The sequence below is a fragment of the Hylemonella sp. GW821-FHT12C09 genome (genome assembly GCF_058807395.1).
Window position 1 is genome coordinate 177,662 of record NZ_JBXAQQ010000005.1, and the last position, 13,166, is coordinate 190,827.

The 13,166-nt window shown below is 63.5% G+C and carries 15 protein-coding genes; 12 read left to right on the top strand and 3 right to left on the bottom strand.

The window, feature by feature from the left end:
* Positions 1 to 60: 60 nt before the first annotated feature.
* From rpsF to AC1RRP_RS10425, 6 genes are all read left to right on the top strand, one after another.
* Entirely contained in the window at positions 61 to 426 is a 366-nt protein-coding gene (gene rpsF, locus AC1RRP_RS10400) for a 30S ribosomal protein S6 (RefSeq protein WP_493035838.1), read from the top strand.
* Positions 427 to 439: 13 nt separating this feature from the next.
* A complete protein-coding gene (gene priB / locus AC1RRP_RS10405; protein WP_493035840.1) occupies positions 440 to 739 on the top strand; it encodes a primosomal replication protein N in 300 nt (99 codons plus the stop codon).
* Positions 740 to 751: 12 nt separating this feature from the next.
* Positions 752 to 1,033: a 30S ribosomal protein S18 gene (gene rpsR / locus AC1RRP_RS10410; RefSeq protein WP_057675697.1), complete on the top strand. Its 282-nt coding sequence runs from the start codon at positions 752 to 754 to the stop codon at positions 1,031 to 1,033.
* A gap of 13 nt (positions 1,034 to 1,046) precedes the next feature.
* Positions 1,047 to 1,499: a 50S ribosomal protein L9 gene (rplI, locus tag AC1RRP_RS10415; protein WP_493035843.1), complete on the top strand. Its 453-nt coding sequence runs from the start codon at positions 1,047 to 1,049 to the stop codon at positions 1,497 to 1,499.
* 180 nt (positions 1,500 to 1,679) lie between these two features.
* The gene (gene dnaB, locus AC1RRP_RS10420) at positions 1,680 to 3,092 is read left to right on the top strand and encodes a replicative DNA helicase (RefSeq protein ID WP_493035845.1); all 1,413 of its coding nucleotides are present in this window, start codon (positions 1,680 to 1,682) and stop codon (positions 3,090 to 3,092) included.
* 49 nt (positions 3,093 to 3,141) lie between these two features.
* Positions 3,142 to 3,639, top strand: coding sequence for a hypothetical protein (locus tag AC1RRP_RS10425; protein ID WP_493035847.1), 498 nt, complete (start codon positions 3,142 to 3,144; stop codon positions 3,637 to 3,639).
* Positions 3,640 to 3,688: 49 nt separating this feature from the next.
* Here the strand turns inward: AC1RRP_RS10425 and AC1RRP_RS10430 are convergent, their stop codons facing one another.
* The 3 genes from AC1RRP_RS10430 to AC1RRP_RS10440 all read right to left on the bottom strand — a co-directional run bounded on the left by AC1RRP_RS10430 (position 3,689) and on the right by AC1RRP_RS10440 (position 6,548).
* Positions 3,689 to 5,371 (bottom strand): PhoH family protein, encoded by a 1,683-nt coding sequence (locus tag AC1RRP_RS10430; protein WP_493035849.1) that lies wholly within the window; start codon positions 5,369 to 5,371, stop codon positions 3,689 to 3,691.
* Between the two features lie 182 nt (positions 5,372 to 5,553).
* Positions 5,554 to 6,045, bottom strand: a complete 492-nt coding sequence (locus tag AC1RRP_RS10435) for a peroxiredoxin (protein WP_057675706.1) — start codon at positions 6,043 to 6,045, stop codon at positions 5,554 to 5,556.
* A gap of 128 nt (positions 6,046 to 6,173) precedes the next feature.
* Positions 6,174 to 6,548, bottom strand: coding sequence for an Mth938-like domain-containing protein (locus AC1RRP_RS10440; RefSeq protein WP_493035852.1), 375 nt, complete (start codon positions 6,546 to 6,548; stop codon positions 6,174 to 6,176).
* A gap of 357 nt (positions 6,549 to 6,905) precedes the next feature.
* Here AC1RRP_RS10440 and AC1RRP_RS10445 point away from each other — a divergent pair, with 357 nt between their 5' ends.
* The 6 genes from AC1RRP_RS10445 (at position 6,906) to moaD (ending at position 13,163) form a co-directional block, all read left to right on the top strand.
* The gene (locus tag AC1RRP_RS10445) at positions 6,906 to 8,135 is read left to right on the top strand and encodes a pyridoxal phosphate-dependent aminotransferase (protein WP_493035854.1); all 1,230 of its coding nucleotides are present in this window, start codon (positions 6,906 to 6,908) and stop codon (positions 8,133 to 8,135) included.
* 45 nt (positions 8,136 to 8,180) lie between these two features.
* On the top strand, positions 8,181 to 9,506 hold the full coding sequence (locus tag AC1RRP_RS10450) for a homoserine dehydrogenase (RefSeq protein ID WP_493035856.1): 1,326 nt from the start codon (positions 8,181 to 8,183) through the stop codon (positions 9,504 to 9,506).
* Between the two features lie 78 nt (positions 9,507 to 9,584).
* The gene (gene thrC, locus AC1RRP_RS10455; protein WP_493035858.1) at positions 9,585 to 11,000 is read left to right on the top strand and encodes a threonine synthase; all 1,416 of its coding nucleotides are present in this window, start codon (positions 9,585 to 9,587) and stop codon (positions 10,998 to 11,000) included.
* Positions 11,001 to 11,065: 65 nt separating this feature from the next.
* Positions 11,066 to 11,602, top strand: a complete 537-nt coding sequence (mobB, locus tag AC1RRP_RS10460) for a molybdopterin-guanine dinucleotide biosynthesis protein B (protein WP_493035860.1) — start codon at positions 11,066 to 11,068, stop codon at positions 11,600 to 11,602.
* The gene (locus AC1RRP_RS10465) at positions 11,599 to 12,915 is read left to right on the top strand and encodes a molybdopterin molybdotransferase MoeA (RefSeq protein ID WP_493035862.1); all 1,317 of its coding nucleotides are present in this window, start codon (positions 11,599 to 11,601) and stop codon (positions 12,913 to 12,915) included. Before mobB ends, AC1RRP_RS10465 begins: the two co-directional genes overlap by 4 nt.
* Positions 12,912 to 13,163, top strand: a complete 252-nt coding sequence (moaD, locus tag AC1RRP_RS10470; protein ID WP_493035864.1) for a molybdopterin converting factor subunit 1 — start codon at positions 12,912 to 12,914, stop codon at positions 13,161 to 13,163. Before AC1RRP_RS10465 ends, moaD begins: the two co-directional genes overlap by 4 nt.
* Positions 13,164 to 13,166 lie beyond the last annotated feature (3 nt).

Sequence of the window (13,166 nt, forward strand, 5' to 3'; positions counted from 1 at the left end):
TTCCCACCTTGCCGTACCCCAGTAGACGCCGGGGATGGCTTCCATCCACAAGGAGTATCAATGCGTCATTACGAAATCGTCCTCATGATCCATCCGGATCAGAGCGAGCAGGTCCCCGCCATGCTCGAGCGTTACAAGGGCATGATCACCACCGGCGGCGGCAAGATCCACCGCGTTGAAGACTGGGGCCGTCGCCAGATGGTCTACATGATCAACAAGCTGGCCAAGGCCCACTACCTGTGCCTGAACATCGAAGCCGACCAGGCTGTGATGGCTGAACTGGAGCATGCCTTCAAGTTCAACGACGCCGTGCTGCGTCACCTGACGGTTCTGAAGAAGAAGGCCGAGACCGGTCCTTCTTCCATGATGAAGACCGTCGAGCGTGAAGACGCCCGCAAGGCCCAGCAGGCTGAATTCCAGGCCTGATCGTTAGCGAGGAGTGAACCCCGGCGCCAACCAGCTGGACCTGAATGCTTCGATCGCAGAGCTCAACGCCATGCGATACACGCCGGCCGGAGTGCCGGCCCTGGATCTGAGGCTCGAACACGAGTCGCTGCGCCAGGAAGCAGGACAGGAACGGCAGGTGAAGGCGAGCGTCAAGGCAGTCGCCTTTGGCGCGCTGGCTGAACGGCTTGCCAAGCAGGCGGTCGGCAGCAACTGGAGGTTCCAAGGCTTTGTCGCCACTCCCCGCAACGGCAAGAACCTGGTATTTCACATCCAAGATTTCAGTCAAGATTAAACAGGAGGCCCCATGGCCACGTTCAAGAAATTCAACAAAGACAAGCGCCCCAAGCGCAACACCCAGTCGCTGCTGTTCAAGCGCAAGCGTTTCTGCCGCTTCACCGTCGCTGGCGTCGAGGAAATCGACTACAAGGACATCGACACGCTGCGTGATTTCGTCGCCGAAAACGGCAAGATCATCCCGGCTCGCCTGACCGGCACCCGCGCCATCTACCAGCGCCAGCTCAACACCGCTATCAAGCGCGCTCGCTTCCTGGCGATGCTGCCGTACAGCGACCAGCACCGCATCTAAGGAAGAACAGACCATGCAAATCATTCTGCTCGACAAGGTCGTGAACCTGGGTAACCTCGGCGAAATCGTCAAGGTGAAAGACGGCTACGCCCGCAACTTCCTGATCCCCTCCGGCCGCGCCCGTCGCGCCACCGAAGCGGCCAAGAAGGACTTCGAAATCCGCCGCGCCGAACTGGAAAAGGCAGCCGCCGCCAAGCTGGCCGAATCCCAGGCCCTGGGCGAGAAGCTGGCCGGCACCACCCTCAAGCTGACCCAGAAGGCCGGCGTGGACGGTCGCCTGTTCGGCTCCGTCACCAACTTCGACATCGCCGAAGAACTGGTCAAGACCGGTTACAAGGTGAGCAAGGCCCAGGTGCGCATGCCCAACGGCCCGATCAAGATGGTCGGCGACAGCACGGTCAGCGTGGCCCTGCACACCGACGTGGTCGTCGAGATCACCATCTCCGTGTACGGCGAAACCGCCTGACCCGGCTGATCTCCTGAAAAGCCGCCGGGCTCTGGGCCTGGCGGCTTTTTTCATGGCCGATCAAGTTGTACTTGCAAGTCCACAGCCTGCCCACAGTTATTCAATGGGTTGTCCACAGCATTTCACTCGACGCTGGGCGCGCTGCGTCGTAGGATAGAAAACCACAAGGAACACCACTGAATGTCAGCCGTATTGACCGCCGTAGACGACAACTACGGCCCGGACCGCCAGATCGCGCAACTGCGTGTCCCGCCGCACTCCATCGAGGCCGAGTCCAGCGTGCTGGGGGGGCTGTTGCTGGACAACGCCGCCTGGGACCGCGTCAACGACCTGCTGGGCGAGGGTGACTTCTACCGTTACGAGCACCGGCTGATCTACGGCGCCATCGGCCAGCTGATCAACGGCAGTCGCCCGGCCGACGTGATCACCGTCTTCGAGCAGCTGCAAAGCCAGGGCAAGGCCGAGGAAACCGGCGGCCTGGCCTACCTGAACGCCTTGGCGCAGTACGTGCCCAGCGCCGGCAACATCCGCCGTTACGCCGAAATCGTGCGCGAGCGCGGCATCCTGCGCAAGCTGGTGGCGGCCAGCGACGAGATTGCCACCAACGCCTTCAACCCCCAGGGCCGGCCGGTGGCGACCATCCTGGACGAGTCCGAGCAGAAGATCTTCAACATCGGCGAGGAAGGCTCGCGCATGAAACGCGGCTTCCAGTCCATGGATACCCTGGTGGTGGACCTGCTGGACCGTGTGCAGGAGATGGCCGACAACCCCAACGACATCACGGGCGTGCCCACCGGCTTCTACGACCTGGACCGCATGACTTCCGGCCTGCAGCCGGGCGACATGATCGTGCTGGCCGCACGCCCCTCCATGGGCAAGACGGCCTTTGCCATCAACATCGCCGAGCACGTGGCGCTCAACGAGCAGCTGCCGGTGGCGGTGTTCTCCATGGAAATGGGTGCCGCCCAGCTGGCGGTGCGTATCGTGGGTTCCATCGGCCGCATCGACCAGGGCCATTTGCGTACCGGCAAGCTGACGGATGAAGAGTGGCCGCGCCTGACCGAGGCCATCGAGAAGCTGCGCACCATTTCCCTGCACATCGACGAGACCGCCGGCCTGACCGCCAGCGAACTGCGCGCCAACGCACGTCGCCTGGCGCGCCAGTGCGGCGGCAAGCTCGGCCTCATCGTGGTCGACTACCTGCAGCTCATGAGCGGCTCGTCGGGCAACGACGAGAACCGCGCCACCGAACTCGGCGAAATCTCGCGCGGCATGAAGATGCTGGCCAAGGAGCTGGGCTGCCCCCTGATCGCGCTCTCGCAGCTCAACCGCAGTGTGGAGACCCGCCCCGACAAGCGCCCCATGATGAGCGACCTGCGCGAGTCCGGCGCCATCGAGCAGGACGCGGACATCATCATGTTCATCTACCGCGACGAGTACTACACCAAGGAAGCCTGCAAGGAGCCGGGTGTGGCCGAGATCATCATCGCCAAGCAGCGTAACGGCCCGACCGGCGTGGTCAAGCTAACCTTCCTCAAGAACCTGACGCGCTTCGAAAACTTGGCCGTCGGCTACAGCAGCGGGGATTTTTGATCAGGCATTTGTTCCTTGTCAGAATTGTCCTGCATCATTATTACTTCCCATGATTCGTCAGAAAACTGAAGCAATTGCTCTTGCCCCGTTTATCGAGCTGACTAGACAATTTGGGCTGGATGACAAAACTAGAACTGGCCAAGGGAAAAATAACCGATTGCCCCTTGATAAGAAAAATGTGTACTTTCAGTTTGGTGACTTGCGAGTTGAACTTCCGGAGTACACAGTTGTCGTTGAAGTCGAGTCAGCTGGTGGCGTAACGAACCTAGCTAAGTATTGGGCGTATCTTGGGCGCACAGAAGTAAGAACGCCCATAAAACTTTTGCATGTGTTCTTGCAGAAGAGTGAAGATGATTACAGGTCACATCTCATTGTTTGGGATTTCCTCGCAGAGCAAATGAAACAAGCTCTTGGTCCACAATGGGAAGCTAAATGTGAAACATCACGTGGTACTTCGAAAGAACACCTTAATTCTGCCCTCGGTGTGTTTGAGGATTGGTTGAAGGATGGTGCGGGCGAGCCAAAGATCGCGGGTCATCGCCGGTGATTTGGGTGTTGTGGCCGGCGTGATCCGTGGTTGGTCTCACTCCAAGGGGCTAGAGCACCTCGCTTGCGAAGTCTGCCAGGCGTGAGCGTTCGCCGCGTGCCAGCGTGATGTGCCCGCCGTGCGGCCAGCCCTTGAACTTGTCGACCGCGAAAGTCAGGCCCGAGGAGCCTTCGGTCAGGTAGGGCGTGTCGATCTGGGCCAGGTTGCCCATGCAGATGATCTTGGTGCCCGGGCCGGCGCGCGTGATCAGCGTCTTCATCTGCTTCGGGGTCAGGTTCTGCGCCTCGTCGATGATGACGTACTTGTTGAGGAAGGTGCGCCCGCGCATGAAGTTCATGCTCTTGATCTTGATGCGGCTGCGGATCAGCTCGCTGGTGGCCGCGCGCCCCCATTCGCCGGCGCCGGTGTCGGTCTTGGACAGCACTTCGAGGTTGTCGTCCAGCGCGCCCATCCAGGGGCCCATCTTTTCCTCTTCCGTGCCGGGCAGGAAACCGATGTCCTCGCCCACGCTCACGGTGGCGCGGGTCACGATGATCTCGGTGTAGCGCCGGTCGTCCAGCACCTGGGTCAGGCCGGCGGCCAGGGCCATCAGGGTCTTGCCGGTGCCGGCCGTGCCGGTCAGGGTGACGAAGTCCACCTCCGGGTCCATGAGCAGGTTCATGGCGAAGTTCTGCTCACGATTGCGCGTGGCCACGCCCCAGACCGCATGCTTGAGGTGGGTGTAGTCCTTGAGCGTCTTGAGCACGGCGCTTTTGCCCCGGATCTCGGTCACACGTGCATAAAAGCTCGGCTCGCCCGGGGCCTCGAAGTAGACGAACTGGTTGATGTGCAGGTTGGGCACGATGGGCCCGGTGATGCGATAGAAGGTGTGCTGGCCCTGCTGCCAGCTCTCCACGCTCTGGCCTTCGGTGGTCCAGAAATCGGGTGGCAAGGCCAGCGAGCCGGAATAGAGCAGGTCGCCATCTTCCAGGGTCTTGTCGTTCTGGTAATCGTCGGTCGCCAGGCCCAGCGCGCGTGCCTTGACGCGCATATTGATGTCCTTGGACACCAGCACGACCTCGCGCGGGGCGTACTGCACGCGCAGCGCCTCCACCACGCCCAGGATCTGGTTGTCGGCCTTGCCCTGGGGCAGGCTGGTGGGCAGGGTGTAGTTGAGCGGTTGCGTCTGGAAGAAGAGCTTGCCGCCAGCCTCGCGGTGGCCGGTGCTGTCGAGCTTGAGGCCGGTGGTGATGTCGGCGCCCTGGGCGCCGGCCAGCGCATCCAGCGTGCGGCTGGTCTGGCGCGCGTTGCGTGCCACCTCGGTCATGCCCTTCTTGTGGCCGTCGAGTTCCTCCAGCACGATCATGGGCAGGAAGATGTCGTGTTCCTCGAAGCGGAACAGGCACATGGGGTCGTGCATCAGCACATTGGTGTCGAGCACGAACAGCTTGGCCGGACCGGTCGGGGCCGTCTTTTTCGAACGCGGCCGGTCCTGCTGCTTTTCCTGGGTGCCGGGGGCGGGGCGGGGTGGGGTGCGCCGGGTCTCGACCTGGATGGCCGGGCCCTGGGCGTCGCTTCCCAGGCTCGCGCCATGCTCGAACAGGTCGCGCGCCTGAACCTTGTTCAGGGATTCGGGGGCGTCGAAGGAGGCCGAGGTCTTGCGGCCGCTGCGTGGCTTGCCTCGGGCCGGGGCTTCGAAGGCTTCAGGAGTGAGGAGAGCAGCGCGCTTGGTGGGGGCGGGAGGCAGGGGCATGGGTGGTGGAGCTGGAGGAGAGTGGGGCGGTTGCCGTGCGGAAAACAAAAAAGCCGCCCGGTAAACCTGGGCGGCTTCGTTTGGCGTGAGCGGTTGCAAACCTCAACGGCATGAATTCATTATGCATGAGCCGTCTGAAAGTACATGCCCCTGTTGCTCAAAAGCATCAGGGCCGGTCAGGCTCAGGCGGTAGCAGCAGCAGCGGCCTTCTTGAGCGCCTTGACGGCCTTGAGGACTTCGTCCACGTGGCCGGGGACCTTGAGGCCGCGCCATTCCTGCTTGAGGATGCCATCGGCGCCGATCAGGAAGGTGCTTCGCTCGATGCCCTTGACCTTCTTGCCGTACATGATCTTGTTCTTGACCACGCCGAACATGTGGCACATCTTCTCTTCGGTGTCGGCGATCAGCTCGAAGGGCAGTTCGAGCTTGGACTTGAATTCGTCGTGCGACTTCATGTTGTCGCGCGAAACGCCAAATACCATGGCGCCGGCCTTGACGAAATCCTTGTACTTGTCGCGGAACTGCATGGCTTCGGTCGTGCAGCCCGGGGTGTTGTCCTTGGGATAGAAATACAGGACCAGGGTCTGACCGAGATGGGAGGTGTTGGAAACCCGGATGCCACTGGTGGCGTTGGCTTCGAATTCCGGAATCGGTTTGTTGACAACAATCGCCATATGACTCAAATCTTGTGTGACAGCAGCTGTCGGAGAAGGGTCGGAATGCTTGCCGTGACAGCGGGGCTCGAGGTCCGACTCAATCCCGAGATTTTACCCTGAAATCCACCTCCTGGTGCGGGCCAGGGCTAGGGAGTTTCCAGTAACAGCGCGGCCACCACGTGCCGGCCTTCGCCAGCGAGGATGTTGTAGGTGCGGCAGGCCGCTGCCGTGTCCATGGTCTCCAGCCCGATGCCCAGGGCCACCAGGGTCTGCAGCCATTCGGGGCGGGGGAAGCGCAGGCGTGCGCCGCTGCCAAAGAGCACCAGTTCCGGGCGCAGTTCGGCCAGTGTGGCGAAGTGCGTGCCCTGCAGGTCTTCGTAGCGGCGGCATTCCCAGACCTGACGTTCGCCGCGCGAACCGAGCACGAGGCTGGTGCTGAATTTTTCAGCATCCACGGCAATCCAGCCCGGACCGTAGCCGTTGATGGTCTGGACCGTGGGTTTATCAGGCTGGAGTTTCATAGGGAATGCTTTGCACTACTTTCGCCGCACGCGGCGTGGATTTTGCGGGATGAGCCGCAAGGCGCAAAACCCAAGGCAAGCCTGAACGGCTTGCCTGGTTTTGCAACGCCGCGGATCGCCCGCAAAACCACGCCCCTTCGGGTTCGAACCAAAACGGGCCCTTTGCCCACCAAACCCCTTGCGTGTGCTGTAGCACACGCTGCGTGGTATTGGCGGCCAAATCATCCCGTTTTGGACTCGAACGCGTATGGCGAAAGCAGTGCAGAGCATTCCCGGTGTGAACTGTGGTCAAATTATAGGTTTCGCCTCGTCTAAAGGCTGGCTGTTGCAGGCCATCCTGTGTATCCCGGAGGGACTTTGAAGACCATACGCAAATCGGAAAAGCTGGCCAACGTCTGCTACGACATCCGCGGCCCCATCATGGAGCGCGCCAAGCAGATGGAGGAGGAGGGCCACAGCATCATCAAGCTCAACATCGGCAACCTGGCCGTGTTCGGTTTTGATTCGCCTGAGGAAATCCGCCAGGACATGATCCGCAACCTGCCCAATGCGGCAGCCTACTCTGACAGCAAGGGCATCTTCGTCGCACGCAAGGCGGTGATGCAGTACACCCAGGAGCAGGGCATCAAGGGCGTTACGCTCGATGACATCTACCTGGGCAACGGCGCCAGCGAGCTCATTGTCATGGCCACCAATGGCCTGCTCAATGACGGCGACGAGATGTTGCTGCCCGCGCCTGACTATCCCCTGTGGACGGCGGCGGTCAGCCTCTCGGGCGGCACACCCGTGCACTACCAGTGCGACGAGGCCAATGGCTGGATGCCCAACCTGGCCGACATCCGTGCCAAGATCACGCCGCGCACCAAGGGCATCGTGGTCATCAACCCGAACAACCCGACCGGTGCCTTGTACTCCGACGAGCTGCTCAAAGGCATCGTCGAGATCGCCCGCGAGCACAACCTGGTCATCATGGCCGACGAGGTCTACGACAAGGTGCTCTACGATGGCGTCAAGCACACCGCCCTGGGCAGCCTGTCGGACGATGTGCTCACGCTGACCTTCAACTCGCTCTCCAAGAGCTATCGCTCCTGCGGCTACCGCGCCGGCTGGATGGTGGTCTCGGGCGACAAGAAGCCGGCCAAGGACTACATCGAGGGGCTGAACATGCTGTCCTCGATGCGCCTGTGTGCCAATGTGCCGGGACAGTCTGCCATCCAGACCGCGCTGGGCGGCTACCAGACCATCAACGACCTGGTGCACGAGGGTGGCCGCCTGCGCCGCCAGCGCGACATCGCGTACGAGCTGATCACCGCCATCCCGGGTGTTTCCTGTGTCAAGCCGCAGGCTGCCTTGTACATGTTCCCCCGGCTCGACCCCAAGGTCTATCCGATCGAGGACGACAAGCAGTTCATCCTGGAGCTGCTGGAGGAGACGCGTGTGCTGCTGGTGCAGGGTTCGGGCTTCAACTACCCGGACAACCAGCATTTCCGCATCGTTTTCCTGCCGCACGAGGACGATCTGCGCGAGGCCATCGGCCGTGTCGCCAAGTTCCTCGAGAGCTACCGCAAGCGCCAAGCGCACGCCTGAAATCTGCAAGAAGGCGCCAGTATGGCGCCATGGACTGAGTCAAAGATGAAAGCTATACAAGTAGGCCTGCTGGGCATCGGCACCGTCGGCTCGGGCACGTACAACGTGCTCCAGCGCAACCAGGAAGAGATCAAGCGCCGCGCCGGCCGCGGCATCGAGATCACCATGGTGGCCGACCTCGACGTCGCCCGTGCCCGGTCCCTCGTGGGGCCTGGCATCAAGGTGGTCAACGATGCGCGTGCCGTCATCGCCAACCCCGAGATCGATATCGTCGTCGAACTCATCGGCGGCTACGGCATTGCCAGGCAGCTGGTGCTCGAAGCTATCGCGGCGGGCAAGCATGTGGTCACGGCCAACAAGGCCCTGCTGGCCGTGCACGGCACCGAGATCTTCGCGGCGGCCTCGGCCAAGGGCGTGATGGTGGCTTTTGAAGCCGCGGTGGCCGGTGGCATTCCCATCATCAAGGCCCTGCGCGAAGGCCTCACCGCCAACCGCATCCAGTGGATCGCCGGCATCATCAACGGCACCACCAACTTCATCCTGTCCGAGATGCGCGACAAAGGGCTGGATTTCGACGTGGTGCTCAAGGAGGCGCAGCGCCTGGGTTACGCCGAAGCCGACCCCACCTTCGACATCGAGGGTGTGGACGCCGCACACAAGGCCACCATCCTGTGCTCCATCGCCTTTGGTGTTCCGGTGCAGTTCGACAAGGCCCATGTGGAAGGCATCACCAGGCTGGCCGCGCAGGACATCCGCTATGCGGAGCAGCTGGGTTATCGCATCAAGCTGCTGGGCATCACCAAGCGCACGGCCAAGGGCATCGAGCTGCGCGTGCACCCCAGCCTGGTGCCGAGCAAACGCCTGCTGGCCAATGTGGAAGGCGCCATGAACGCCGTGGTGGTCAACGGCGACGCAGTGGGCACCACGCTCTATTACGGCAAGGGCGCCGGCTCCGAGCCCACGGCCAGCGCCGTGATTGCCGATCTGGTGGACATCGCCCGCCTGCACACCGCCGACCCGCTCAACCGCGTGCCGCACCTGGCCTTCCAGCCCGACGCGATGAGCAATGTGCCGGTGCTGCCCATGAGCGAGGTGGTGACCAGTTATTACCTGCGCCTGCGCGTGGCCGACCAGGCCGGCGTGCTGGCCAAGGTCACCGGCATCCTGGCCGAGGCCGGCATCAGCATCGACGCCGTGCTGCAGCGCGAAGCCGACGAAGTGGGCGGAGAAGGTTCCACCCAGACCGACCTCATCATCCTCACGCACGACGCGCGTGAGGGCACCATGAACGATGCCCTGGCCAGGCTGCAGGCGCTGCCGACCGTGCTGGCGCCCATCGTTCGCATCCGCAAGGAAGAGCTGGCCGGATAAGACTATGAGCCCCCACGTTCACTTCGTTCTCTGCCCCCCGAGGGGGCGTTCATTGCCCTTCGGGCGGCCGGGCGAGCAATGAAATACCTCAGCACCCGGGGCGCACCGGAACGCAAGCGCTTCTGCGAAATCCTGCTCGAGGGCCTGGCGCCCGATGGCGGCCTCTATCTGCCTGAGTCCTACCCTCAGGTAGACGAGGCCACGCTCGCCCAATGGCGCGGCTTGCCTTATGCCGACCTGGCCTTCGAGATCCTCTCGCTCTACATCGACGACATCCCGGCCGCCGACCTGCGCGCCATCTGCCGCAAGACCTACACCGAGGCGGTGTTCGGTACCCGGGAGATCGTGCCGCTGAAGCCGCTGGAGAACGGTGTCCAGCTCGAAGCCCTGTCCAACGGCCCCACGCTGGCCTTCAAGGACATGGCCATGCAGCTGCTGGGTAACCTGTTCGAGTACGAACTGGCCCGCCGCGGCGAACAGCTCAACATCCTGGGTGCCACCAGCGGCGACACCGGCAGCGCGGCCGAGTACGCCATGCGCGGCAAGCAGGGCGTGCGTGTCTTCATGACCAGCCCGCACGGCCGCATGAGCCCCTTCCAGCAGGCGCAGATGTTCAGCCTGCAGGACGCCAACATCCACAACCTCGCCGTCAAGGGCGTGTTCGACGACTGCCAGGACATCGTCAAGGCCGTCTCCAACGACCTGGACTTCAAGCGCCAGTACAAGATCGGCACCGTCAACTCCATCAACTGGGCCCGTCTGGTGGCGCAGGTGGTGTACTACTTCGCCGGCTATTTCCAGGCAACGAAGAGCAACACCGAGCGCGTCAGCTTCACCGTGCCCTCGGGCAACTTCGGCAACGTCTGCGCCGGCCATGTGGCGCGCATGATGGGCCTGCCCATCGAGCGCCTCGTGGTCGCGACCAACGAGAACGACGTGCTCGACGAGTTCTTCCGCACCGGCGTCTACCGCGTGCGCGGCAGCGCCGATACGCACGAGACCTCCAGCCCGTCCATGGACATCTCCAAGGCCTCGAACTTCGAGCGCTTCGTGTTTGACCTGCTGGGGCGCGACGGCGCCAAGGTCAAGGCCCTGTTTGGCGAACAGCTCGGCAAGAGCGGCCGTTTCGACCTCAGCGCCGATCCGGCCTTCGCTTTGGCCCGCAGCCGGTATGGTTTTGTCAGCGGCAAGAGCACGCATGCCAACCGGCTCGCTACCATCCGTGACACCTGGGAGCGTTTCGGCATGATGATCGACACGCACACCGCCGACGGCGTCAAGGTCGCGCGCGAGCACTTGCAAGCAGGTGTGCCCATGATCGTGCTGGAGACGGCGCTGCCGATCAAGTTCGCGGCGACCATCGTCGAGGCGCTGGGGTGCGAGCCCGAGCGTCCGGCCAAGTTCGAAGGCATCGAAGCCTTGCCCAAGCGGGTGGCGGTGATCGCTGCCGACGTGCAGGTGGTCAAGGACTACATCGTGCAGCACTGCGCCTGAGTTGCCGTTTCGCTCCGGGGTCAATTTATGTGCTATCAAAAACATAGCTTTGGAGTGATCGTTTCATGAAAGTGGTGGGTTTCGCCGGTTACTCCGGCTCGGGCAAGACCACACTGGTCGAGCAGCTCATCCCCGCGCTCAAGCTGCGCGGCGTGCGCGTGTCCGTGGTCAAGCACGCCCACCACAAGTTCGACATCGACCACCCGGGCAAGGACAGCTGGCGGCACCGCGAGGCCGGGGCTTTCGAGGTGGTGATCGCCTCCAATCGCCGCCTCGCCCTGATGCGCGAGTTCGAGCAGCAGCACGAGCCCAAGGTGCACGAGCTGATCGCCGAGCTCTACGACGGCGTGGACTGGGTGCTGGTCGAAGGTTTCAAGAACAGCGACCTGCTCAAGGTCGAGGTCTGGCGCGCCGAGGTCGGCAAGCCGGTGCGTTACCCCGACGACGCCTTCATCGCCGCCGTTGCCACAGACGATGCCAGCCGGCTGCCGGTGCCCACGGGCCTGGACCTGCTGGACCTCAACGACCCCGACGCCGTTGCCGCTTGGCTGGTGGCCCATGGCGAGCGTTTCGAATACAGCCCCGAGGTCTACACCGCATGAATGCACCCCGTGCTCCGCTGAAGTCGCTGGATGAGGCGTGGGTTGCGCTGCTGGCGCAGGCTGCGCCGTTGGTGGGCACAGAGACGGTCAGCACCTTTGATGCCGACGGCCGCGTGCTCGCCCAGGACCTGGTTTCGGCCCTGCACGTGCCGCCGCAGGACAACAGCGCCATGGACGGTTATGCCCTGCGCTGTGCCGACGTGCCTGTTGCGGGCACCGTGCTGCAGGTCACGCAACGCATCCCGGCCGGCCACCATGGCCACGCCCTGGAGCCGCAAGCCGCCGCGCGCATCTTCACCGGCGCGCCGGTGCCGCCCGGGGCCGATGCCATCGTCATGCAGGAAGACTGCGAACCCGTGGGCGAGGGGGGCGTGCGCGTGAACACCATGCCCCGGAGCGGCCAGTGGATCCGCCGGGCCGGCGAAGACGTCACGCGCGGCGCCGTGGTGCTGGCGCGTGGCCAGCGCCTGGGCCCCGCTGCCCTGGGCATGGCCGCCGGCATCGGCCTGAGCCAGCTGCCCGTGGTGCGCCGCCCGCGCGTGGCCTTGTTCTCCACGGGCGACGAACTCGTCATGCCCGGCGAGCTGCCTCCTGAGAAGATGCCGCCGGGTGCCATCTACAACTCCAACCGATTCTTCCTGCGTGCGCTCTTGCTGCGCCTGGGCTGCGAGGTGACCGACTGCGGCATCGTGCCCGACCAGCGCGACGCCACATTGGCTGCGTTGCGCGATGCGGCAAAAGGCCACGACCTCGTGCTCACGAGCGGCGGCGTTTCCGTGGGCGAGGAAGACCACATCAAGCCCTCGGTGCAGCAGCTCGGCGAACTCGACCTTTGGCAGATCTCCATGAAGCCGGGCAAACCTTTCGCGTTTGGCTCGATTGCACGGCAATCGAGCCAGCCCGAGGCGCTGAATGTTGGCGCCCCCTCCCTAACCCTCCCCCGCCCGGCAGCGGAGGGGGCCGCGACTTCGAAGTGTTACTTCATGGGCCTGCCGGGCAACCCGGTCTCCAGCTACGTCACCTTCATGCTGCTGGTGCGGCCTTTCCTGCTGCGCCTGCAGGGTGTGGCCGATGTAGCGCCGGTGCGCATGGCCTTGCCGGCGCACTTCGACCTGCCGCGCGGTGACAAGCGCCGCGAGTTCCTGCGTGTGCGCCGCAACGCCGCTGGTGGCCTGGACCTGTTTCCCAACCAGAGTTCGGGCGTGCTGACCTCGGCCGCCTGGGGCGATGGCCTGGTCGACAACCCCGCGAACACGACGATCGCCCAAGGCGATACCGTCCAGTTCCTGGCCTTTGCAGAATTGATGGCATGAAAGTCAACGTCAAATACTTTGCTTCCATCCGCGAGAGCGTGGGCACGGGCAGCGAGCCGCTGCAGACGACAGCCGCTACGCTGGGCGCGCTGCGCGACGAGTTGATCGCCCGCGGCGGCGCCCATGCCCAGAGCCTGGCACGCGGCCGTGCCGTGCGCGTGGCACTCAACCAGGTCATGAGTGGCGAGGACGCCGCGCTGACCGAGGGCTGCGAAGTGGCCTTCTTCCCGCCGGTGACAGGGGGCTGATGC